We start from the raw sequence: 21,304 nt of genomic DNA, 5'->3' as shown, positions 1-21,304 counted from the left end.
CCAGGGCCTACGCGGCCCGCACGGCCGCGGTCGCGCGGCCCTGGGGCAGGCCGTGGGCGAGGTCCTCGACCAGGAGGCGCTTGGCGATGGCGTCGACGGCGGTGCGCAGTTCCGCGCCGCCGGGGCGGCCGAGGTCCTCGGCCAGCTTCGCGCCCAGCCAGTCGGACCAGGCGGCGGAGAGGGTGTCGACCTGTTGGGCGCCGGCCTGGGTGTGGTCGAGGAAGTCGTGGCTGCGCGTCAGGTAGCCCTCGGCGACCATACGGTCGAAGACCGGGTCGAGGACCTCCGGCGGGAGGCGCTTGCGGGCGGCGATCAGGCCGACCCGGGCGTGGCCCACCGTCCGTGTCAGGCCGTCGACCTCCATCAGCGCCCAGGCTCCGGCGATGTCGACGTCCGCACCGGAGTCGCGGACGATCTGCCGGGCGGTGTCCAGGTCCACCCCGGAGATGATCTTGCAGACCGCGTACTCCAGCTGCCGCCCCGAGTCCGCGCCGGTCGGCTGGGCGAAGCCCTCGCCGACGTCGGTCGAGGTCGACCGCGCGGTGTCACGCAGTTTCACCTGCTTGAGGAAGAGCGAGACGACGAAGCCGAGCAGCGCGACCGGCACGGTCCACAGGAACACCGTGTGCAGCGACTCCGAGTAGGCCGAGACGATCGGCGCCGCCTGCAGCTTGGGCAGCGCGTGCAGGCCCTGCGGGCTCTGCGCGGCCTTGGCCAGCGCGGCGGGGTCGGCGCCGGTCAGCCGTGCGGAGGCGGCGACGCCGTCGACGAGGTTGGTCTTGAGCGTGTTGGCGTAGATGGTGCCGAACACCGCGGTACCGAAGGAACTGCCCAGCGTGCGGAAGAAGGTGACGCCGGAGGTCGAGGTGCCGAGGTCGGCGTAGTCGACGGTGTTCTGCACGGCGATGGTGAGCACCTGCATGGACAGCCCGATGCCCACACCGAGCACGAACATGTAGAGCGAGCTGAGCCAGACCCCGGTGCTCGGCTTCATCAGCGACAGCAGCCACAGCCCGACGGCCATCACCAGCGACCCGGCGATCGGGAAGAAGCGGTACTGGCCGGTCTTGCTGACGACGTTGCCGCTGGTGATCGAGGCGAGGAAGAGCCCGGCGACCATCGGCAGCATCCGCAGCCCGGACTCGGTCGCGGAGACGCCGTCCACGTACTGCAGATAGGTCGGCAGGAACGTCATCGCGCCGAGCATGGCGAAACCGACGATGAAGCTCAGCACTGTGCAGACGGCGAAGACCGGGTTGCGGAACAGCCGCATCGGCAGCATCGGCTCCGCCGCCCGCGTCTCGACGTAGGCGAACAGCGCGAGCGCGATCGCGCCGACGACGAAGAGCCCGACGATCGTGCCCGAGCCCCACGGGTACTCGTTGCCGCCCCAGCTGGTCGCCAGGATCAGCGCGCTCGCGCCGACGGCGACGAGGGTGATGCCCAGGTAGTCGACGATCGGCCTCGCCGCCGAGCGGACCGACGGGATGGTGCGCGCCGCCACCGCGACGACCACGATCGCGATCGGCACGTTGACGTAGAAGGCCCAGCGCCAGGACAGGTGGTCGGTGAAGAGCCCGCCGAGCAGCGGCCCGATCACGGTGGCGACGCCGAAGACGGCGCCGATCGCGCCCTGGTACTTGCCACGCTCGCGCAGCGGGATCACGTCGGCGATCAGCGCCATGGAGGTGACCATGAGCCCGCCCGCGCCGATGCCCTGCAGCGCCCGCCAGCCGATCAGCAGCCCCATGTTGGTGGCGAACCCGCAGAAGAACGAGCCCGTGATGAAGACGATCGCCGAGGTCTGGAAGATCAACTTGCGCCCGAACAGGTCGCCGAACTTGCCGACCAGCGCCGTGCTGACCGTCTCGGCCAGCAGGTAGGAGGTCACCACCCAGGACATGTGCGCGGCGCCGCCGAGGTCCGCGACGATCGTGGGCAACGCGGTGCCGACGATGGTCTGGTCGAGCGCCGCCAGCAGCATGCCCAGCACGATCGTCCCGAAGACGATGTTGCGCTGACGCACGTCGAGCAAGGGCGGGGCGGCGGCCTGCGGCGTTTCGGCGACGGTGCTCATGGACGAAAGCCTCACACCGGGGTCGTGCGGGCGCCAGCCCGGCACGCCGGGACGGTGACGGTGCGTCTGTTCGCCTCCCGACCGTTCGTCCGCGTTCTTCGGCGCAGCGGTGTTCGGGACGCGTACGGTGGTTCCCACATGCCCTGTCCGCGCGCGATGCGGCCGGGGGTGGGAACGGGGAACGGGGGCTCCGAGATGGGACGACAGTCCACCTGGCCGGGCGACGAGGGCACGAGTGCGCCCTCAGCCGCCCTCGATCTGGACAGACCGCATCCGGCAAGGATCTACAACTACCTGATCGGCGGCAAGGACCACTTCGCGGTCGACCGCGAGGCCGCACAGGCCCTGACCCGGCTGGTCCCGGAGAGCCGGGACGCGATGCGCCTCAACCGGGCCTTCCTCGCGCGCAGCGTCCGCAGCGCGGCGGAGGCCGGGATCACCCGGTTCCTGGACGTCGGCACTGGCATCCCGGCACCGGACAACACCCATGAGGTCGCCCGCGAGGTACGGCCCGACGCGCGCGTCGTCTACGTCGACCGGGACCCGCTGGTGGTCACCCACGCCCGCGCGCTCGCCGCGCACCCCGGCGAGCCGGGGACGGCGGTGGTCCAGGCCGACCTGCGCCGGCCCGAGGAGCTCCTGGCCGCCCCGGCGGTCGCGGAACTGATCGGCGACGGCGAGCCGGTGGCCCTGGTGCTCGGCGCGGTGCTCCACTTCGTCGCCGAAGGCGACGAGCCGCACGCCGTGGTGCGCCGCTTGCTGGACCCGCTGGCGCCGGGCAGCCGGCTGGTCGTCAGCCACCTCTGCCACGAGTCGCAGTGGGTCGGCGAGGAGGACCGCGAGCGTGCGCTCGAGGTCGTCGCGCTCTACCGCGAGATGGTGGACCGGCTCAGCCCGCGCCCCTTGCCGGCCATCGAGGAGTTCTTCGACGGCCTGGACCTGCTCGCACCCGGCCTGGTCCCGTGCGCGGCCTGGGGCGCGGACGCCTCCGTCGGCGAGCTCCGTGCCTCCCGCGGCTTCCTGGGCGGCGTCGGCGTCAAGCGTTGACACCCAGCAGCAGCATCACGGCGAGCACGACCAGGAGCAGCGCCACGTAGGCGACCGAGTGGATCCGGTCGGGCACGCGGCCGGTGACGCGGCGCAGCACGGCGATGGTCGGCAGCGAGCCGAGCAGCAGGGCAGCGCCCGCGCCGAGGTCGACGAAGCCGAGGCGGTCCGTGCCGACTGCTGCTCCTGCGGGGGCGAGGGCGTAGACGAGGCTGCCCGCCACGGCGACCGGGACGCTGAGCGGGTTGGCCATCGCCGTCGCCTCCGCCATCGGCAGGCCGCGGCGACGGAGCAGCGGCACCGTCATGACGCTGCCGCCGACTCCCAGTCCGGCGGCCACCAGGCCAATGCCGGTGCCGCCGAGGGTGACCGTGCGGCGTCCCAGCGGTCGCGGCCGTTCCGGCTGCGCGACCGTGAGGAAACCCCGGCGCAGCACGCTGTCGCCGATCGTCACCAGCAGGTAGACGCCGAAGAGCACGCGCAGCACCGTGCCATCGATCAGCGCGGCCGCGCACGCCCCGGCCGCAGCGCCCAGCGCGACGAAGCCCGCCAGCGGCCACAGGTAGGCGCGCCGAAGCCGCCCCTGCCGCCACTGGGCCAGCGCCGCGACCCCGGCGTTGACGACCATCACCGCGGCGGAGGTCGCCACGGCGACGTGCATCGCGTCCGCGCCTGGACGTCCGTCCAGACTCAGCACGCCGTAGACGACGGGGACGGTGACGAAGCCGCCGCCGAATCCGAACAGCACGGTCGTGACGCCGGTCAGGCAGCCGAAGAAGAGGAGAGTGAGGAAGGAGATCAGCACGGTTCCGACGCTAGGGATCACGGCTGCTGTCGGGCAATCGATGGTTTGCCATACTCCTACGCGCATCAGACATTGCCTGGCGCGAACGCGTAGCCTCGGCACGTGCGCAACATCCCGATCGCCGAGGTCGACGGCCTCGACCGGGCCGTCGTGGCCATCGGCACCGACTACCCGCCGGACCACCTGCTCCCCTGGCACGAGCACCGCCGCGCCCAAGTGCTGTACGCGGCCACCGGCCTGATGCACGTGGAGACCGCCGAGGGCGCCTGGACCGTGCCGACCGCCCGCGCGGTGCTGATCCCGCCGACCGTCGCCCACCAGGTCGCGATGACGGGCGTCAGCACCCGCAGCCTCTACATCGAGCCGTCGGCCGTGCCGTGGTTCCCGGCCCGCTGTCAGGTGGTCGACGTCTCGGCGCTGCTCCGCGCACTGATCCTCGCTGCCGTCGAGGTGGAACCGCGCTACCCGGAGCACAGCCGCGACGCGGCGGTCGTCGCCCTGATCCTGCACGAGCTGCGGAGCCTGACGCCTCTCCCCCTGGACCTGCCGCTGCCCGCGGATCCGCGCCTGCGCCGCCTGTGTGAGCAGTTCCTGCGGCAGCCGCACATCCACGACGCCCCGGCGCGCTGGTGCGCGGAACTCAGCGTCAGCGAGCGCACGCTGGCCCGGCTGTTCCGGCGCGGCACGGGACTCGGCTTCGCGCAGTGGCGGCAGCGCGCCTGCATCCTGCACTCGCTCGGCCCGCTCGCGGCGGGCGAGCCCGTCACCCGCATCGCGTCCCGCCTGGGCTACGACAACCCCGCCGCCTACACCGCCGCCTTCGGTCGCCTGCTCGGCCGGCCGCCGACGTCGTACCGTGTCGCGGACCGGTAGCGGCCTCCACGGCGTCAGGGACGCGGCGCTGACGAAACCCGTTGTTCGAGGGCGGACCAACCTGGTGGGCGCCTCGGTCGGGGTTCTCTCCCGGCGCCCGCCCGCCACCCGGGTGGCGGGCGACGGGCGCACTCTCCACCTGCACCGGGAGGCCCCTGCGCAGGTGGAGGTGGAGGGCGACGCGAGCGTGTGAAGATGCCTCAGGCGCCGGGCTGGGCCGGGGGCTGACCCGGCTGGCCGGGGCGGGGGGCGTACTGGGTCGGCTGGTAGGCCACGTTGTCCTGCGCCGGGGAGGGCTGCCGGCCCGGGCCGGCCTGGGGTGGCACCGGCGGCGGGGAGTAGCCGGGGCCCGGCTGACCCTGCGGCGGCGCGTAGCCCGGCGCGGGCTGCTGCGGCATCGGCTGCGCGGGGTAGCCCGGCTGACCCTGCGGCGGCGCGTAGCCCGGCGCGGGCTGCTGCTGCGGGAACGGCTGCCCCTGGCCCGGTACGGGCGCCTGACCCGGCACCGGCCCGGGCATCGCAGCCGGGCCGGATGCGGCAGCCGCGGGCGCGCCGCTGCGTGAGGTCGCGAGGCCGGCCGCGAGTGTGCCGGCGGCGACGAAGAGCTCGACCAGCACCAGCAGGTTGAACCAGAGGTTGTGACCCTCCGTGAGGTAGTGCCTCCCCTCGCTGCTGACCACCTGCGACAGCAGCAGCGTCGCCATCGGGTAGGCGACCAGGCCCATCGTCGCCATGATCACCGGGCGGCCCCAGGTGCGCCCACCTTGGAGGCCGATGATCCCGGCGACCAGTACGGCGCAGGTCGCGATGTCACCGGAGGTGAACTGGGTCGGGGCGTCGATCGCCCAGTGGTCGCTCAGCCCGAAGAGGCCGAGCAGCGACTGCCCCGGGCTCTGCGCCGAGACCAGGGTGAGCAGCAGGAGCACCGCCTCCAGCAGCAGCATCGCCCCGGCCCCGATCAGCGCGACCGGCGGCGCTCCGCCGACGGACCGTCCCGGTCCGCCGGTCGGCGGCTGCCCCGGGTAGGGGCCTGGCATCGCACCGGGCACCTGGCCGGGCATCGGGCCTGGGACAGCACCGGGCATCGCGCCCGGGAGCGGCCCCGGGCCGGGTCCCGGGACGGGACCGCCGGACGGGCCGGTTGGGTTGAACGACATGAGTGACCTCTCCCCTTCCGCGCGCACTTCCGGCGTGCGCCACCGGTCGAGGGTAGCGAGGTTGACTGAGGGCGCGCGCTCTCAGCCCTGGTGACGGCGCGTCGGCTCGCCGCCCGCCGCCTGCCACGCCTCGGCCAGGACATCCCGCAGCATCGCGGGGGTGAGCCGACCGGTGAAGGTGTTCTGCTGGCTGACGTGGTAGCAGCCGAAAAGCGTCAACGCCGGCCCGTCCGCCACCGGTTCGAGCAGGACGCGGGCGCCGTGCCCGAACGCCGGGCGCGGACGCGGCACCGTCCACCCCGCGCCGGCCAGTACCGGCAGGACCGCCTGCCAGCCGAACGCGCCGAGCGCGACGACCGCGCGCACCGTCGGCCGCAGCAAGTCCAGCTCCCGCACCAGCCAGGGACGGCAGGTGTCGCGCTCCGCCGTGGTCGGCTTGTTGTCCGGCGGGGCGCAGTGAACGGGGGCGGTGAACCGCACCCCGTGCAGCCGCAGTCCGTCGTCGCTGCTGGTGGACGTGGGCTGGGAGGCGAGGCCGAGCTCGTGCAACGCGGCGACGAGCACGTCACCGGAGCGGTCGCCGGTGAACATCCGGCCGGTGCGGTTGCCGCCGTGCGCCGCGGGGGCGAGCCCGACGAGCAGCAGCGAGGCGTCGGCGGGGCCGAACCCCGGCACCGCGCGGGCCCAGTACGCCTGGTCGGCGAAGGAGCGCCGCCGGACCCGGCCGACCTCCTCGCGCCACTCAACCAGCCGCGGGCAGGCGTAGCAGTGGCTCACGGCAGCGTCGAGCCCCGCGAGGTCTCGCGCCTGCGGCGCCACCTCGCGGGGCTCGGTCACCCGGTCCGGCAGGGTCAACTCTGCTCGGACTCCTCGGGTTTCCCGGCGGTCTGCGGGTCCGCAGCCGGCTCCTGGGCCGCGGCGGTGACGGACTTCCTGACCGTGCAGACCAGGGCGTCGCCCTGGACGTCCGCGACGATCGTGTCGCCCGGGGAGACCTCGCCGCCGAGCAGCAGCGAGGCGATGCGGTTGTCCAGCTCGGTCTGGATCGTCCGCCGCAGCGGCCGCGCGCCGAACTCCGGCTGGTGGCCGTGCGCGACCAGCAGGTCGCGGGCGGCCTGGGTGACGTCCAGCTCCATGCCCTGGGACTTCACCCGGCGCTCGCTGCCCTTGAGCAGCAGGTCCACGATCTTGTTCAACTCGTCCATGGTGAGCGCGTGGAAGATGATCGTGGCGTCGATCCGGTTGAGGAACTCGGGCGGGAAGTGGCCCTGCAGATCCCCCATCAGCTGCTCGCGGATGCTGTCGGCGTCACCGTGGTGGGCGAGGATCCGCTGCGCACCGATGTTGCTGGTCAGGATGACGACGCAGTGGCGGAAGTCGACGGTACGGCCCTGCGCGTCCGTCAGCCGGCCGTCGTCGAGCACCTGCAGCAGCGTGTTGAAGACGTCCGGGTGCGCCTTTTCCACCTCGTCGAAGAGCAGCACGCTGTACGGCTTGCGACGGACCTTCTCGGTCAGCTGCCCGGCCTCCTCGTAGCCGACGTAGCCGGGAGGGGCGCCGACCAGGCGGGAGACCGTGTGCTTCTCCTGGAACTCGCTCATGTCGAAGCGGATCAGCCGGTCCTCGTCACCGAAGAGCAGCTCCGCGAGCGCCTTGGCCAGCTCGGTCTTGCCGACGCCCGTCGGGCCGAGGAAGAGGAAGGAGCCGACGGGACGGTTCGGGTCGCCCATGCCGGCCCGGTTGCGGCGCACCGCCTCGGAGATCGCGACCACGGCCTCGTCCTGGCCGACCACGCGGGCGTGCAGTTCCTGCTCCAGCTTGAGCAGCTTGGCCTTCTCGTCCTGGGTGAGCTGCGCGACGGGAATGCCGGTGCGCCGCGAGACGACGTCGGCGATGTCGTCGACCGTCACCGCCATCACACCCTCGCGGCGCTCGGCGATGCCCGCCAACTCGCCCTCGGCCTCGGCGATCTGCTCCTTCATCCGTTTCGCCGCCTCGAAGTCCTCGGCGGCGACGGCTTGGTCCTTCTCCCGCTTCAGCTTGGCCAGCCGGTCCTCGCGGTCGTTGGCCTCGCTCGACCGGCTCAGCGACTTGAGCCGCACCCGCGCGCCCGCCTGGTCCATCAGGTCGATGGCCTTGTCGGGCAGGAACCGGTCGGAGATGTAGCGGTCGGACAGTTCGGCGGCGGCGCGCAGCGCCTCGTCGGTGAAGCGCACCTGGTGGTGGGCCTCGTACGCGTCGCGCAGGCCCTCCAGGATCTGCACCGTCTCCTCGACGCTCGGCTCCGGGATCAGCACCGGCTGGAAGCGACGCTCCAACGCAGCGTCCTTCTCGATGTACTTGCGGTACTCGTCGATGGTGGTCGCGCCGATCACGTGCAGCTCGCCGCGCGAGAGCGCGGGCTTCAGCATGTTGCCCGCGTCCATCGCGCCCTCGCCGCCGGCGCCCGCGCCGACCACGGTGTGCAGCTCGTCGATGAAGAGGATCAGCGAATCGGTCGACTCCTGCACCTCCTTGATGACGTTCTTCAGCCGCTCCTCGAACTCGCCCCGGTACTTCGCCCCGGCGACCATGCCGGCCAGGTCGAGGGCGACGACGCGCTTGCCGCGCAGCGTCTCCGGCACCTCGTCGGCGACGATGCGCTGCGCCAGGCCCTCGACGATCGCGGTCTTGCCGACGCCCGGCTCGCCGATCAGCACCGGGTTGTTCTTCGAGCGGCGGGAGAGGATCTCGATGGTCTGCTCGATCTCCTCACCACGCCCGACCACCGGGTCGAGCTTGCCCGCCTTCGCCTCCGTGGTGAGGTCGCGCCCGTACTCGTCGAGCGTGGGGGTGTTGCTCGCCTGCTTCGACGGCGTGTGCTCGCCGGCGGCGGCTCGGTCGGAGTCCCCGCGCAGCCGGTCGACGTCCACAGCGCCCGTCTCGAGCAGGCGTCCCGCGCCGGAGTCCGGGTCGTCGAGCAGCGCGGCCAGGATGTGCTCGGGCCCGATGTACGAGCCGCCGCCGGCCTGTGAGCGCGCGTGCGCGGCGATCAGCACGCGCTTGGCGGCGGGCGTCAGGCTCGGCTCCGCGGACGGCGTGCCCGCCACCCCCGGCAGCACCTTGTCGATCGCCTGCGCGAGCCCGTCCGGATCCACTCCCGCCTGCGCGAGCAGCGTCCGGGCGGGATCGACCAGGCACGCGGCCCACAGCAGGTGCTCGGTGTCGAGGTCCTCGCTGCCGTCCTCGGCGGCCTTCTGCTGCGCCCGACCGATCAGCTCCCGCGCGGACTCGGTCAGCAGCTTGCCGATCGGCACGCGCTGGACCGCCGGGGGTGAGGAGGAGGGGGACATCCCGAAGAAGCGGTTGAGCAGATCGGAGAACGGGTCTTGACCACCGTAGGAGCCGAAGGTGGACATCGACATGGGAGTACAGCCTCCTCACCCCCGAGTCGGCAGGACGAGTCCCATTCAACCCCCGAAGTCGGTGGAGCACATGTGCAGATGCGCCAGCTGCACTACCCCCAGGGGCGCGAGGAACTGCGCGACAAGCCACTGATCAGCAGATGGTCCTCAACGCGCAGGGCCATCCGCACAGGGGGGTTTCTCGCGCTCACACGGCGGAGCCGCAAATCGGCAGAGCCTCGGCCCCCTAGCGGTGGTGCAACCTCAGCTCGTCACGAAAAGAGACCGTTCAGCGTCGGCCAGTCCAGGCCGCCCTGCGTCGCAGACGCCGTGCCCTGGGAGAGGATCTCCCGCGCCGCGCGGTCCGCGACGCCGTACGCCGCCTCCGCGATGGACGCGCCCGCGCTGATCCGCGCCGCGCCGGCCTCGGCCAGGGTGGCGACCGGGAGGGTGTCCGCGGCGACCGTGACGTTGAGCGGGAGCGTGATCTCCTTGGCCAGTGCTGCCACCGCGTCCCCGCTGAGCGCGCCGAAGACGAAGACGCCGCTCGCGCCCGCCGCCGCGTACGCCGCCGCGCGGGCGACGCTCTCCTCGTGGTGGCGGTCGCGCTGGTCCGCCGGGAGGCGATGGGTGTCGATGCGGGCGTTGATGAAGAGCGGCATGCCGAGCGCGTCCGCCGCCTCCCGCGCGGCGGCGATCCGCGCGGCGCTCTCCTCGATCGGCAGGAGGGAGTCCTCGAGGTTGACGCCGACCGCGCCTGCGGCGATCACGGCGCGGATCGTCTCGGCGAGGCCCGGGAGATCCTCGGCGTAACCGCGCTCGATGTCGGCGGTCACCGGCACCGAAACGGCCTCGACGATGCGGGCGATGGCCGCGACCCCGGCCTCGCGGGTGAGCCGACCGCCGTCGGCGTAGCCCAGCGCCCACGCGACGCCGGCGCTGGTCGTGGCGACCGCGGCCGCGCCGGCCGCCTCGACGACGCGCGCGGAGGCCACGTCCCACGCGTTGGGCAGCACCAGCGGGCGGCCGGGCTGGTGGAGGGAGTGGAAGAGACGGGCCTTCTCGACGAGTTCGACATCAGCCTTGATCATGGTTCCATCCCACCACACGGCACTGACAACGGCGGGTCTTGGTCGGAAACCCGCGAACGACCCGCGAACGCGCTCCGCACCGCACCGGCCCGGCCGCGGTGCACGCGGTCGGGCCGGCAGGCAGGTCACGCGGCCCCCGGGTCAACCCGGAGCCGCCGCAGGTCAGTTGTGGCCGAAGCGCTTCTCCTTCTTGCGCGGGTGGCGCATCGGCATGTCGCCGGAGTCGGCCATCGGGTCCTTGCCCGGCATCTGCTGACCGGCCTTCATGTCCGCGAGCATCGCCTTGTCGTGCATCTCGACGCGGCTCGGGGTGCGAGCCGCGGACTGCTTCTGCTTACGCGGCTGGTTCTTGACCTTCGTCATCTGATCTCTCCCGAAGGGGTGAGGCGCCGTGCCCGGTGGTCCGGGCGGAAACTCCCGGCGCACGGCTTCACCCTGACAGCGCCGGTTCACGATCGCATCTCGAACGGTCACGCAACGTGACCAACGGGCGTGGCACCGGCGCCGCCGGGGGTGTCACCTCCCGCTCAGGGCGGAGTGCTGTTCCGCGCCGCGATGCCGGTGGCCGGGCACGAGGTCGTGCGCGGCGGCCATGCGGGAGCCTGTCCGCTGCGCGCGGCGGTCGTCGGCGGCGTGGTGGGCGAAGGCGGCGTTCATCGGACCGGCGGCGCCCGGTCCGCCCATCCCGGACATGGGCCTGGGCATGGCGCCCGGTGTGCCGGCGTCGGTGATCGCCCCGGACATCCCCGTCCTGCGCAGCAGGTCCTCCGCGCTCCGGCGGAGCTTCTTGGACTGACGAGCGGCCATCGGGCCCCTCCTCTCCGCGCGCCTGGCGCGCGCATCGTGCCCGCCCTGGATATCTGCCCAATTCTAGTGAGGTTTGCCCCGTTTCGCCCCAACGGACGGGTGATCGCCGCGGAACGGCGCCACCCGCCATACTCGGCTGGCAAGGGCGGGCAGGGTCGTGGACTCGAGGGGGAGACGTGCGCGGTCAGCGGGTGGCGGTCGTCGGCGGGAGCATCGCGGGCTGCGCGGCGGCGCGGGCGCTGCACCGGGCCGGGGCGGGCGAGGTGGTCGTCCTGGAACGCGCCTCGGGACGCCTCCAGGACCGGGGCGTGGGCCTGGGCATCCAGAACGAGCGCTACGCCGAACTGGAGGCGGCCGGCTACCTCGACGCCGACATGCCCTGCGTGACCCTGGCCCGGCGCCCGTGGGTGGTCCGCGACGGCGCGCGGCGCGCGGGCCGTCAGATCGCCTCGATGCCGTTCCCGTACCGGTCCTACAGCTGGGGCTCGCTCTGGCAGGAGCTGCGCCGCCGCCTCCCGGACGCCGTCGACTACCGCGGCGGCACGGCCGTGACCGCCGTCTCGGACGGCCCCGACCGCGCGACGGTGACTCTCGCGGACGGCACCCAGGAGCGGTTCGACCTCGTCGTCGGCGCGGACGGCCACCGTTCGTCGGTGCGTACCGCCCTGCTGCCGCCGGGCTCGGCGCGCCCCCGCTGGGGCGGCTACCTGGCCTGGCGCGGCACCCTGCCCGCCGAGCAACTCCCGGTCCCCGCCGAGGCGTTCCCCGAGAACGCGGCGACGACGGTGGCCTTTCCCGGCGGCCACCTGATCGCCTACCGGATCCCCGGCACGCCCGGGGGCGACGGCGGCCTGCAGGTCAACTGGGTCTTCTACACCACCCCGCCGGCCCGTCTCGCCGAGCGGCTCACCGACCCGGACGCGACCGTCTCGGCGGAACTGTCAGCGGAATTGACGGACTATCAACACACGGTGGTGGCCCAGCACTTCCCCGGCTACTGGCAGGACGTGGTACACGGCACGCCCAAGGAGAACCGACTGCTGCAGCCGATCCACGACCTCGCCGCACCGTCCTTCGCACGCGGACGGCTGGTGCTGCTCGGCGACGCGGCCGCGATCGCGCGCCCGCACACCGGCAGCGGCGCGCTCAAGGCGCTGCAGGACGCGACCGTTCTCGGCCGCGCCCTCGCCACGGCGGATTCCGTCCCGGAGGGCCTGGCCGCCTACGACGCCGAACGGGCCCCGGTCGGCCGCGCGATCCTCGAACTCGGCCGCAGCCTGGGCCGCGCCCACGTCCAGCGGACGCCCGACTGGGCGTCGCTGGACCAGCGGTCCTTCGACGCCTGGTGGCAGGCGAACAGCGGTACGGGCGTCGGCGGCCGTCCACTGGGCCGGGGCTAGGAGCGTGGGTCGGTGACGGGCAAGCCGTCGAGGGTTGGTGGTCGGGCGGCGCCGGGCTCAGTCGCCTGATCGACTGCCAAGATCCGCGGACAGCGCCGCGTAGATGTACTCGCTGCCCCACCGATCCCCGTCGAGGTCGTTCTCGACCAGGTGCGCCTCCCGGCGCATCCCGAGGCGCTCACAGACCCGCACGGACCCGGTGTTCTCCACATCCAGCCGTGCATAGAGCCGGTGCACGCCCAGCGTGTCGAAGGCAAACCCGGCCAGCGCCGCGGCCGCCTCGGTCGCGTAGCCGTGCCCCTGGTGACCTGGGTCGAGGGTCCAGCCGATCTCGGCCAGGGCGGCGCGGGCATCGGCCAGGGCGAGGCTCACCTCGCCAAGGACGCCGGGCTGATCGCGTCGGCAGACGGCGAGCGCCAGCTTGTCCCCGTCGGCGCGCCAGGCCGTCTGCGCCGCGCGCTCGGCTGCAACCTGCTCGCTGCGCTCACGCGTGTGCGCCGGCCGGTACAAGTAGCGCGCCACGCTCGGCAGGCTCTGGTAGGCGTACAGGTCGTCGGCGTCGCCGGGAATGAACAGACGCAGCGACAACCGGGCCGTGGTCAACGGCAGCAGCGAGGCGACGTCCATACGGACCTCCGGACGCAGATATGGATCACGTTGCGGACCGATGTTCGCACCATGGCTGCCTGGCAGCCATGCCTTTTCAAGAGCAGCGCGCGGCAGCCGGTGGGCGATCTGGTGTTGAATGCGCACATGATCTACCACGTGGTACCGCGCGCCGACTGGGACGCCGAGCCGGACGCCCCCTACGCGCCCGCGTCGCTCCAGGAGGAGCGCTTCGTCCACTGCTCCCCTGACGTGCCCACCACCCTGGCCGTCGTCGACGCGTTCTACCGCGACGCCCCGCGCCCCCTGCTGGCCCTGCTGATCGACGAGTCCCGCCTCACCGCCCCGTGCGTCTTCGAGGCCCCCGTCCCGACCCCGCCGCCCGGGGTGTCCGCCGGGACGCTCTTCCCGCACGTCTTCGGCCCGGTCAACCGTGACGCCGTCACCGGCATCCTGCGGGTCGAGTGGGATGCGGAGGGACACCCGACGGGACTGACGGAGTGGACGGACCGCGGATAACACCTCATCCGGCGACGCCCCCTCCCCGCCGGGACGGTGGTATGCCGCGGCGGAGCGGGTGTTCGGGAACGGGCGGGGGTGAACGGGGGCTCCAAGCTGACGGAGTATCGTCTCGTGCCATGCCTCAGGTGATCCGGATCGTGACCCGCTCCTCCCCCATGGCGCTCGCCCAGGTCGAGCGCGTGCGCGCGCTGCTGGCCGAGCGGCATCCGGGGCTGGTGACGGAGGTCGTGCCGGTCACCACGTCCGGGGACCGCTGGCTGGGCGCGCTGTCCGCGCTGGGCGGCAAGGGGGCGTTCACCAAGGAGGTGGACGCCGCGCTGCTGGCGGGCGGCGCGGATCTGGCCGTGCACTGCCTGAAGGACATGCCGGGCGACCGCCCGCTGCCGGAGGGCACCGCCGTCGCGGCCTACCTGCCGCGTGACGACATCCGGGACGCGGTCGTGAGCCCGTCCGGGCTGCGGCTCGACCAGTTGCCCGCGGGTGCCCGCGTGGGCACCAGCGCCGTTCGCCGCGTGGCCCAACTCCGCGCCGAGTACCCGGAGCTGGAGTGCGTGCCGATCCGGGGCAACGCCAACTCGCGCCTTGCCAAGCTGGACGCGGGCGAGTACGACGCGCTGCTGCTGGCCGTCTCCGGCCTGGAGCGGATCGGGCAGGCACAGCGGATCACGCAGGTGCTCGAGGTCGACGAGATGTGCCCGCCGATCGGCGCCGGGATCCTCGCGCTGCAGTGCCGCGCGGACGACACGGCCACGGTCGACGCGGTGGCCGCGCTCAACCACGCCCCGACGTGGCGCGAGGCCGCGGCCGAGCGGATGATGCTGCACGCCCTGCAGGGCCACTGCAACTCCCCCATCGCCGGCTACGCGCGCGCCGAGAAGGACGGCCGGCTCTCGCTGCGGGCCCGCGTCTTCAGCCCGGACGGCAAACGCGTCCTGGCCACGCACGAGTGGGCCGGGGCACTCTCCCCCGACGAGCTCGGCATGGCCACGGCGCTCGAACTGCTGCGCCAGGGCGCGCGCGAGCTGATCGACGAGATCCCGCACTGACGTCTCAGACGGAGGCCGCCTCCGCGACGTGCTCATGCTCGTGCTGCTGGTCGTGGGGGTGCGGATGCGCGTGCGCGCCGCGCACCACGAGCGATTCCAGCAGCTCACGCGTCGCTTCGGCGATGGCCTCCACGGCACTGTCGAACGCCTCGCGGTTGTGCGCCGCGGGCGCGCGGAAGCCGGAGACCTTGCGCACGTACTGCAGCGCGGCCGCGTGGATGTCGGCCTCCTGGGGGTCGGGCGTGACCGGGGCTCGGAGCGTCTTGATCGATCGGCACATGCGTCCAGCCTAGGCCGGGGCGGCACGGTGCGGGTGGGTTGCCGGAGGTCTACAGTGCAGGGAAGAGCGTTTCTTTCATGCAGGGCAGGAGGTACCAGATGACCCAGCCCGAGGGCGCCGACGAGCGGCCCACGCCGGACCGGTTGCTGCACACCGGATCCGAGCACCCGGTGGACCCGGAGGACCTGGTCCGCGCCAGCGGTCGCGAGCCCACTCCGGCACTGATCGAGAAGGCTCGCAAGGCCTTGGAGGAGCAAGGCGCCGCCGCCGTCGAGCGCCTGCTGCCCTGATCTGACCTGAGGAAGCCTGACCCGTCCCCGCGCGCCTCGCGCCGACGGGTCAGGCTTCCGTGCGTCCGGGCGCGGCGTAGCACCGCAGCAGGTCGTCGACCAGACGGTCTCACCCCGGACGGGATTACTTCTGAGCGCAGTTGGGGCAGAGACCGCGGTAGGTGACCTCGACCCCCGAGACGCTGAAGCCGTACCGCTCGGTCGCCGGAAGGGAGCCGAGCGGGTCGCCCGAGGGGTGGACGTCGCGGATCGTGCCGCAGGACTCGCAGACGAGGTGTTGGTGGGCGTGGTGGGCGTTGGGGTCGTACCGCTTGGCCCGGCCGTCGGTGCTCACCTCGAGCACCTCGCCGAGCGCCACCAGCTCGCCCAGCGTGTTGTAGACCGTCGCCCGGCTGATCTCCGGAAGCAGGGCCACGGCCCGCGCGTGGATCTCGTCGGCGGTGAAGTGGACGTGGTCGCCGTCCAGCACCTGCGCGACGACGCGCCGCTGCGCGGTGAGCCGCCAGTGGCGGTCTCTGAGTCGTGCCAGCAGGTCACTCATGGGATCGAGGGTATCAGCCAGGTCGGACCAAGTTCGAGATTAGTACACCTGTTGACTTAGACAATGTCTAAGGTAGGGTCGCAGACGGACTCTCTCCCCTAGCCCGCAAGGATGGCCATGTCTGAGAACCTTGACGCCAACGTCGACGCGAATGCGGGGAGCGCGGGCGGTTGCCCCGTCGTGCACGGACGTGCGGCCCACCCGACGCAGGGCGGCGGAAACCGTCAGTGGTGGCCCAAGCAGCTGAACCTGAAGATCCTGGCCAAGAACCCCGCGGTGGCGAACCCACTGGGCGAGGACTTCGACTACGCGGCCGCGTTCTCGGCGCTGGACCTGGCAGCCGTCAAGCAGGACATCGGCGAGGTGCTGACCTCCTCGCAGGACTGGTGGCCGGCCGACTTCGGCAACTACGGGCCGTTCATGATCCGCATGGCCTGGCACTCCGCGGGCACCTACCGCATCAGCGACGGCCGCGGCGGCGCGGGCGCCGGCCAGCAGCGCTTCGCGCCGCTCAACTCCTGGCCGGACAACGGCAACCTGGACAAGGCCCGCCGCCTGCTGTGGCCGGTCAAGAAGAAGTACGGCCAGGCGCTGTCCTGGGCCGACCTGATGATCCTGGCCGGCAACGTCGCCCTGGAGAACATGGGCTTCGACACCTTCGGCTTCGCCGGCGGCCGCGCCGACGTGTGGGAGCCGGACGAGGACGTCTACTGGGGCCCGGAGACCACCTGGCTCGGCGACGAGCGCTACACCGGCGACCGTGAGCTCGAGGAGCCCCTGGGCGCCGTCCAGATGGGTCTGATCTACGTCAACCCCGAGGGCCCCAACGGCAACCCGGACCCGATCGCGGCCGCCCGCGACATCCGCGAGACCTTCCGCCGCATGGCCATGAACGACGAGGAGACCGTCGCCCTCATCGCCGGTGGCCACACCTTCGGCAAGACCCACGGCGCCGGCCCGGCCGACAACGTCGGCGCCGACCCCGAGGGCGCGCCGCTGGAGGAGCAGGGCCTCGGCTGGAAGTCCACCTTCGGCACCGGCAAGGGCGGGGACGCCATCACCTCCGGCCTCGAGGGCACCTGGACCAACACCCCGACTGCCTGGGACAACAGCTTCTTCGAGATCCTCTTCGGCTACGAGTGGGAGCTGTTCCAGAGCCCGGCCGGCGCCAACCAGTGGCGTCCGAAGGACAACGCGGGCGCGGGCACCGTCCCGGACGCGCACGACGCCTCGAAGTCGCACCAGCCGGTCATGCTGACCACCGACCTGTCGCTGCGCTTCGACCCGGCCTACGAGCAGATCTCCCGCCGCTTCCTGGCCGACCCGGCCGCGTTCGCGGACGCCTTCGCCCGCGCCTGGTTCAAGCTGACCCACCGTGACATGGGTCCGATCGCCCGCTACCTCGGCACCGAGGTCCCGGGCGAGGAGCTGCTCTGGCAGGACCCGGTCTCGGCCGACACCCGCTCCCACCTGGACCCGGCCGACATCACCAAGCTCAAGCAGCTGATCGCCGACGCCGGCCTCTCCGTCGCCGAGCTCGTCTCGACCGCGTGGGCCTCGGCGTCCTCCTTCCGCGGCAGCGACAAGCGCGGCGGCGCCAACGGCGCCCGCGTCCGCCTGCAGCCGCAGGCCGGCTGGGAGGTCAACGACCCGGACCAGCTCGCCCAGGTGCTGCGCGCCCTGGAGGGCGTGCAGGCGTCCGCCAACGCCGAGCTGTCGGGCGGCAAGCAGGTCTCCCTCGCCGACGTGATCGTGCTCGCCGGCAACGTCGGCGTCGAGCTGGCCGCGAAGGCCGCCGGCGTCGAGGTGCAGGTGCCGTTCACCCCGGGCCGCGGCGACGCGACGCAGGAGCAGACCGACGTCGAGTCCTTCGCCGCGCTGGAGCCGGCCGCGGACGGCTTCCGCAACTACGTGGGCAAGGGCAGCCGCCTCCCCGCCGAGTACCTGCTGCTGGACCGCGCGAACCTGCTGAACCTGTCCGCGCCGGAGCTCACCGTTCTGGTCGGCGGCCTGCGCGTGCTGGGCGCCAACCAGGGCGGCTCCTCGCTGGGCGTCCTGACGGACCGCCCGGGCACGCTGACGAACGACTTCTTCGTCAACCTGCTGGACCTGGACACCACCTGGGCCCCCGTGGCCGCCGACGCCGGCACCTTCGAGAGCCGCGACGCCTCCGGCGCCGTCAAGTGGACCGGCAGCCGCGCCGACCTGGTCTTCGGCTCCAACTCCGAGCTGCGGGCCCTCGCCGAGGTCTACGCGAGCGACGATGCCAAGGCCAAGTTCGTCACGGACTTCGTCGCCGCCTGGGCCAAGGTCATGGACCTGGACCGCTACGAGGTGCGTTGATCCGCACGGAGACGTGAGTGCGGGCCGGCCCTTCGGGGCCGGCCCGTTCCTGTTTCCCGTGCTTCGGGCGTGCTTCGGGCGTGCTTCTGGCGTGCTTCTGGCGTGCTTCGGGTCAGCGCACCTTGGCGACGACCGCGAGCGGGGCGCCGATGCTGCCCGGCTCGGCCTCGTCGGCGCGCCACTTGGAGTAGGAGACCAGGCCCGGCTCGACCAGCTCGAACGGCTTGAGCCAGTCGGCGACGGCGGCCGGCGTGTAGAGCACCAGCGGCGAGGAGGCGTTGGCGTAGACGGCCTCGACCCTGTCGATCTCGTCCTGCGCCAGCTGCCCGCCGCTGGCGACCGACATCACCAGGTGGCTGCCGGGCGCAAGCCGCTCGGTGTAGGCGCGGATCATCCCGGCGGGGTCCTGGTCGCGGCGCACGAAGTGCATCACCGAGATGAGCAGCAGGCCGACCGGCTGCGAGAAGTCGATCGTCCCCGCTTCCTCCAGGCGGTCCAGGATCTCGTGCGGGTTGCGCATGTCGGCGTCGAGCGCGTAGACGCCGGTCTCGGCGCGCAGCGCACGGGTGTGGGCGAGCACGACCGGGTCGTAGTCGACGTAGACGATGCGGGCGTCCGGCTGGTGCCGGCGCACGACCTCGTGCACGTTGGGGCTGGTCGGGATGCCCGCGCCGATGTCGACGTACTGGCGGATCCCGGTCTGGGCGAGCAGCTCCACCGCGCGCACCATGAAGCGGCGGTTGGCCTGCGCGATCGCCCGGGCGCTGGGCTCCATCGTCAGCAGGTGCTCGGCGGCGGCGCGGTCGGCGGCGAAGTTGTCCTTGCCGCCGATGAGGTAGTCGTAGATGCGCGCGGTGCTGGGCACCTCCGGGTCGAAGCCGATGCCACCGCTCGCGTCACCGTTGCCGGCGGAATCTCTGACCACCTCGGACATGCGTCGCCCCACCCCTCGTCGTGACAGTCGATCAACTGTGCTGCGCAGTCTAGAGGACGCCCGCATGGACTCAGCCGAGGGAGACGACGGTCGCGCTGGCGGGGCCCTGCGGGGTGTCGTACTCGACCACGTCGCCGGCCCGGCGTCCGAGCAGCGCGCGGCCGAGCGGGCTGTCGGCGGTGACCAGCGTCCTGTCGAGGTTCTCGGCGACCTCGCCGATCTCCACCGCCTCCACGGTTCCGTCGGCGAACCGCACGGAGACGCTGCTGCCCACGCCCACGACCTCGACTCCGGGAGGTCCCGCGACGGACGCCTGCTTGAGGCGCAGCGTGAGCGTCTCGATCCGGTCGTCGAGCCGGGACAGCTCCTCCGCGCGCTGGAGCTCGTCCGCCTGGTCCGCGCGGTCCCCCGTGGAGTCGACGTCGTGCAGGGTGGCGGCGACGGCCGCGCGCTCGCCGCGCAGCTGGACCAGATCCCGTTCGATCGCCTCGCGCGCCTTGGAGCTGATCGGCTCCGCCTCTCCGGCCATGGTCTCCTCCTCGACGTTCCCACCACTGAAACCCCGCCGGGGAACCCCCGCAACCGGGCGCGCGGGTGCCGTGCCCGCCCGTCTGTGCCAGCGTGGAACGGGGGCCAGGCACGGAGAGGAGTGGCCATGTCGTCCAAACGCCGCCGCAGGAAGAAGCAGCGCAGGAAGCACGGCGCGAACCACGGCAAGCGTCCCTGCTGCTGAATCCGGTCTCTTCGGGCGTTCGGCCCGGCCGCCGCGGGCGGCCGGGCCGACGCATGCGGCAGGGCCCTGTGCGGGAGGTCGCGGTGCGGCAGGTCGCGGTGCGGCAGGTCGCGCGCGTGACGCGGATCACAGCAGGTGAGGGGCGACCCGGGAAATGCGACCCCGGGTTCCGGCGGTTGTCACCGGGGCGAGATACTTGTGCACATCAAATGTCCAGCCCCTTGAGGAACACCATGACCACCGCCGCGTCCGCCACCTCCCGCGCCGCCGAGATCCTCTCCCGCCCCATCGCGCTGAACGGTCTGACCGTCCCCAACCGCATCGCGATGGCCCCGATGACGCGCATGTTCTCCCCCGGTGGCGTGCCGGGCGAGGACGTCCGGTCGTACTACGCGCGCCGCGCCGGCGCCGGCGTCGGCCTGATCGTCACCGAGGGCACCTACGTCGGTCACGACTCGGCCGGTCAGAGCAGCCGGGTGCCGCGCTTCCACGGCGAGGAGCAGCTGGCCGGGTGGGCCGGGGTCGCCGAGGACGTGCACGCGGCGGGCGGCACCATCGTTCCGCAGCTCTGGCACATCGGCATGGTCCGCCAGCAGGGCCAGCCGCCGTTCGCCGAAGCCCCCGCGGTCGGCCCGTCCGGCCTGCGCATCGACGGCACCGAGGGCACCGGCAAGGCCATGACCCAGCAGGACCTGGACGACGTGATCGGCGCCTTCGCCGACGCCGCGGCCGCCGCCGAGCGCATCGGCTTCGACGGCGTCGAGCTGCACGGCGCCCACGGCTACCTGGTCGACCAGTTCCTGTGGGAGGGCACCAACCGCCGCACCGACGCCTACGGCGGCGACCCGGTCTCCTGCGCCCGCTTCGCCGCGGAGATCGTCGCCGCGGTCCGCGCGCGTGTCTCCGCAGACTTCCCGGTGATCTTCCGCTTCTCGCAGTGGAAGCAGGAGGCCTACGACGCGCGCCTGGCCGAGACCCCCGAGCAGCTGGAGGCCATCCTGGCCCCGCTCGCCTCGGCGGGCGTCGACGTGTTCCACGCCTCCACCCGCCGCTACTGGCTGCCGGAGTTCGAGGGCGCGGACCTCAACCTGGCCGGCTGGACCAAGAAGCTGACCGGCAAGCCCACCATCACCGTCGGCTCGGTCGGCCTGGACGGCGACTTCATCGGCGCGTTCATGGGCGAGGGCTCGCCGGTCAAGGGCCTGGACAACCTCCTCGACCGCATGGAGCGCGACGAGTTCGACATGGTCGCCGTCGGCCGCGCGCTGCTGCAGGACCCGGAGTGGGCCGCCAAGGTCCTCGCCGGCCGCTTCGACGAGCTCAAGCCCTACGACGCCGCCTCGCTGAAGTCCCTGAGCTGAGCCCAGCT

The 21,304-nt window shown here is 72.6% G+C and carries 21 protein-coding genes; 8 read left to right on the top strand and 13 right to left on the bottom strand.

Annotated features, from left to right (window positions below):
* Positions 1-7 precede the first annotated feature (7 nt).
* Complete coding sequence (locus tag DN069_RS26435; RefSeq protein WP_111505000.1) at positions 8-2,077, bottom strand: MDR family MFS transporter; 2,070 nt, start codon at positions 2,075-2,077, stop codon at positions 8-10.
* A gap of 195 nt (positions 2,078-2,272) precedes the next feature.
* On the opposite strand from DN069_RS26435, the gene DN069_RS26430 reads away from it, so the two are divergent.
* On the top strand, positions 2,273-3,124 hold the full coding sequence (locus DN069_RS26430; protein WP_165845644.1) for an SAM-dependent methyltransferase: 852 nt from the start codon (positions 2,273-2,275) through the stop codon (positions 3,122-3,124).
* Here DN069_RS26430 and DN069_RS26425 read toward each other — a convergent pair.
* Positions 3,114-3,929 (bottom strand): sulfite exporter TauE/SafE family protein, encoded by an 816-nt coding sequence (locus tag DN069_RS26425; RefSeq protein WP_111505064.1) that lies wholly within the window; start codon positions 3,927-3,929, stop codon positions 3,114-3,116. The genes DN069_RS26430 and DN069_RS26425 overlap by 11 nt on opposite strands.
* Positions 3,930-4,031: 102 nt before the next feature.
* On the opposite strand from DN069_RS26425, the gene DN069_RS26420 reads away from it, so the two are divergent.
* On the top strand, positions 4,032-4,802 hold the full coding sequence (locus DN069_RS26420; protein ID WP_111504996.1) for an AraC family transcriptional regulator: 771 nt from the start codon (positions 4,032-4,034) through the stop codon (positions 4,800-4,802).
* Between the two features lie 200 nt (positions 4,803-5,002).
* Here the strand turns inward: DN069_RS26420 and DN069_RS26410 are convergent, their stop codons facing one another.
* The 6 genes from DN069_RS26410 to DN069_RS26380 form a co-directional block, all read right to left on the bottom strand.
* The gene (locus DN069_RS26410) at positions 5,003-5,839 is read right to left on the bottom strand and encodes a hypothetical protein (RefSeq protein WP_133260043.1); all 837 of its coding nucleotides are present in this window, start codon (positions 5,837-5,839) and stop codon (positions 5,003-5,005) included.
* Positions 5,840-6,040: 201 nt separating this feature from the next.
* The gene (locus DN069_RS26400; RefSeq protein ID WP_424556325.1) at positions 6,041-6,778 is read right to left on the bottom strand and encodes a uracil-DNA glycosylase; all 738 of its coding nucleotides are present in this window, start codon (positions 6,776-6,778) and stop codon (positions 6,041-6,043) included.
* 32 nt (positions 6,779-6,810) lie between these two features.
* Complete coding sequence (locus tag DN069_RS26395; protein WP_111504990.1) at positions 6,811-9,363, bottom strand: ATP-dependent Clp protease ATP-binding subunit; 2,553 nt, start codon at positions 9,361-9,363, stop codon at positions 6,811-6,813.
* A 251-nt stretch (positions 9,364-9,614) separates the two neighbouring features.
* Positions 9,615-10,433, bottom strand: coding sequence for an isocitrate lyase/PEP mutase family protein (locus DN069_RS26390; RefSeq protein WP_111504988.1), 819 nt, complete (start codon positions 10,431-10,433; stop codon positions 9,615-9,617).
* Between the two features lie 162 nt (positions 10,434-10,595).
* Positions 10,596-10,796: a hypothetical protein gene (locus DN069_RS26385; protein ID WP_111504986.1), complete on the bottom strand. Its 201-nt coding sequence runs from the start codon at positions 10,794-10,796 to the stop codon at positions 10,596-10,598.
* 153 nt (positions 10,797-10,949) lie between these two features.
* On the bottom strand, positions 10,950-11,240 hold the full coding sequence (locus tag DN069_RS26380) for a hypothetical protein (protein ID WP_111504984.1): 291 nt from the start codon (positions 11,238-11,240) through the stop codon (positions 10,950-10,952).
* Positions 11,241-11,416: 176 nt separating this feature from the next.
* Between DN069_RS26380 and DN069_RS26375 the strand changes: the two genes are divergently transcribed.
* The gene (locus tag DN069_RS26375; protein ID WP_111504982.1) at positions 11,417-12,640 is read left to right on the top strand and encodes an FAD-dependent monooxygenase; all 1,224 of its coding nucleotides are present in this window, start codon (positions 11,417-11,419) and stop codon (positions 12,638-12,640) included.
* A 57-nt stretch (positions 12,641-12,697) separates the two neighbouring features.
* Here DN069_RS26375 and DN069_RS26370 read toward each other — a convergent pair whose 3' ends face one another.
* Positions 12,698-13,267 (bottom strand): GNAT family N-acetyltransferase, encoded by a 570-nt coding sequence (locus DN069_RS26370; RefSeq protein ID WP_111504980.1) that lies wholly within the window; start codon positions 13,265-13,267, stop codon positions 12,698-12,700.
* 126 nt (positions 13,268-13,393) lie between these two features.
* Here DN069_RS26370 and DN069_RS26365 point away from each other — a divergent pair, with 126 nt between their 5' ends.
* On the top strand, positions 13,394-13,765 hold the full coding sequence (locus tag DN069_RS26365) for a DUF952 domain-containing protein (RefSeq protein ID WP_111504978.1): 372 nt from the start codon (positions 13,394-13,396) through the stop codon (positions 13,763-13,765).
* A 119-nt stretch (positions 13,766-13,884) separates the two neighbouring features.
* The gene (hemC, locus tag DN069_RS26360) at positions 13,885-14,814 is read left to right on the top strand and encodes a hydroxymethylbilane synthase (protein WP_111504976.1); all 930 of its coding nucleotides are present in this window, start codon (positions 13,885-13,887) and stop codon (positions 14,812-14,814) included.
* A gap of 4 nt (positions 14,815-14,818) precedes the next feature.
* On the opposite strand, the gene DN069_RS26355 is transcribed toward hemC, so the two are convergent.
* Complete coding sequence (locus DN069_RS26355; RefSeq protein ID WP_111504974.1) at positions 14,819-15,094, bottom strand: DUF2277 domain-containing protein; 276 nt, start codon at positions 15,092-15,094, stop codon at positions 14,819-14,821.
* Positions 15,095-15,192: 98 nt separating this feature from the next.
* Between DN069_RS26355 and DN069_RS26350 the strand changes: the two genes are divergently transcribed.
* Entirely contained in the window at positions 15,193-15,384 is a 192-nt protein-coding gene (locus tag DN069_RS26350) for a hypothetical protein (protein ID WP_111504972.1), read from the top strand.
* A gap of 124 nt (positions 15,385-15,508) precedes the next feature.
* Here the strand turns inward: DN069_RS26350 and DN069_RS26345 are convergent, their stop codons facing one another.
* Positions 15,509-15,925, bottom strand: a complete 417-nt coding sequence (locus tag DN069_RS26345; protein ID WP_111504970.1) for a Fur family transcriptional regulator — start codon at positions 15,923-15,925, stop codon at positions 15,509-15,511.
* A 117-nt stretch (positions 15,926-16,042) separates the two neighbouring features.
* Between DN069_RS26345 and katG the strand changes: the two genes are divergently transcribed.
* On the top strand, positions 16,043-18,268 hold the full coding sequence (gene katG / locus DN069_RS26340; protein WP_111504968.1) for a catalase/peroxidase HPI: 2,226 nt from the start codon (positions 16,043-16,045) through the stop codon (positions 18,266-18,268).
* A 112-nt stretch (positions 18,269-18,380) separates the two neighbouring features.
* Here the strand turns inward: katG and DN069_RS26335 are convergent, their stop codons facing one another.
* Both DN069_RS26335 and DN069_RS26330 read right to left on the bottom strand, forming a co-directional pair.
* A complete protein-coding gene (locus tag DN069_RS26335; RefSeq protein WP_111504966.1) occupies positions 18,381-19,202 on the bottom strand; it encodes an SAM-dependent methyltransferase in 822 nt (273 codons plus the stop codon).
* A gap of 70 nt (positions 19,203-19,272) precedes the next feature.
* Complete coding sequence (locus tag DN069_RS26330; RefSeq protein ID WP_111504964.1) at positions 19,273-19,731, bottom strand: GreA/GreB family elongation factor; 459 nt, start codon at positions 19,729-19,731, stop codon at positions 19,273-19,275.
* A gap of 437 nt (positions 19,732-20,168) precedes the next feature.
* Here DN069_RS26330 and DN069_RS26325 point away from each other — a divergent pair, with 437 nt between their 5' ends.
* Complete coding sequence (locus tag DN069_RS26325; RefSeq protein WP_111504962.1) at positions 20,169-21,296, top strand: NADH:flavin oxidoreductase; 1,128 nt, start codon at positions 20,169-20,171, stop codon at positions 21,294-21,296.
* Positions 21,297-21,304 lie beyond the last annotated feature (8 nt).

Source organism: Streptacidiphilus pinicola (assembly GCF_003258295.1).
GTDB lineage: Bacteria > Actinomycetota > Actinomycetes > Streptomycetales > Streptomycetaceae > Streptacidiphilus > Streptacidiphilus pinicola.
Note: the sequence above shows the minus strand (reverse complement) of the source record. Positions and strands in the feature narration are given on the sequence as shown.

What these genes read in the sequence shown, in the direction of transcription:
- katG (WP_111504968.1), top strand. Translation starts at nt 16,043, where the DNA reads ATGTCTGAGAACCTTGACGCCAACGTCGACGCGAATGCGGGGAGCGCG.
- DN069_RS26330 (WP_111504964.1), bottom strand. Translation starts at nt 19,731, where the DNA reads ATGGCCGGAGAGGCGGAGCCGATCAGCTCCAAGGCGCGCGAGGCGATC.
- DN069_RS26385 (WP_111504986.1), bottom strand. Translation starts at nt 10,796, where the DNA reads ATGACGAAGGTCAAGAACCAGCCGCGTAAGCAGAAGCAGTCCGCGGCT.
- DN069_RS26350 (WP_111504972.1), top strand. Translation starts at nt 15,193, where the DNA reads ATGACCCAGCCCGAGGGCGCCGACGAGCGGCCCACGCCGGACCGGTTG.
- DN069_RS26435 (WP_111505000.1), bottom strand. Translation starts at nt 2,077, where the DNA reads ATGAGCACCGTCGCCGAAACGCCGCAGGCCGCCGCCCCGCCCTTGCTC.
- DN069_RS26325 (WP_111504962.1), top strand. Translation starts at nt 20,169, where the DNA reads ATGACCACCGCCGCGTCCGCCACCTCCCGCGCCGCCGAGATCCTCTCC.
- DN069_RS26395 (WP_111504990.1), bottom strand. Translation starts at nt 9,363, where the DNA reads ATGTCGATGTCCACCTTCGGCTCCTACGGTGGTCAAGACCCGTTCTCC.
- DN069_RS26370 (WP_111504980.1), bottom strand. Translation starts at nt 13,267, where the DNA reads ATGGACGTCGCCTCGCTGCTGCCGTTGACCACGGCCCGGTTGTCGCTG.
- DN069_RS26335 (WP_111504966.1), bottom strand. Translation starts at nt 19,202, where the DNA reads ATGTCCGAGGTGGTCAGAGATTCCGCCGGCAACGGTGACGCGAGCGGT.
- DN069_RS26380 (WP_111504984.1), bottom strand. Translation starts at nt 11,240, where the DNA reads ATGGCCGCTCGTCAGTCCAAGAAGCTCCGCCGGAGCGCGGAGGACCTG.
- DN069_RS26355 (WP_111504974.1), bottom strand. Translation starts at nt 15,094, where the DNA reads ATGTGCCGATCGATCAAGACGCTCCGAGCCCCGGTCACGCCCGACCCC.
- DN069_RS26410 (WP_133260043.1), bottom strand. Translation starts at nt 5,839, where the DNA reads ATGCCAGGCCCCTACCCGGGGCAGCCGCCGACCGGCGGACCGGGACGG.
- DN069_RS26390 (WP_111504988.1), bottom strand. Translation starts at nt 10,433, where the DNA reads ATGATCAAGGCTGATGTCGAACTCGTCGAGAAGGCCCGTCTCTTCCAC.
- hemC (WP_111504976.1), top strand. Translation starts at nt 13,885, where the DNA reads ATGCCTCAGGTGATCCGGATCGTGACCCGCTCCTCCCCCATGGCGCTC.
- DN069_RS26345 (WP_111504970.1), bottom strand. Translation starts at nt 15,925, where the DNA reads ATGAGTGACCTGCTGGCACGACTCAGAGACCGCCACTGGCGGCTCACC.
- DN069_RS26430 (WP_165845644.1), top strand. Translation starts at nt 2,273, where the DNA reads ATGGGACGACAGTCCACCTGGCCGGGCGACGAGGGCACGAGTGCGCCC.
- DN069_RS26365 (WP_111504978.1), top strand. Translation starts at nt 13,394, where the DNA reads ATGATCTACCACGTGGTACCGCGCGCCGACTGGGACGCCGAGCCGGAC.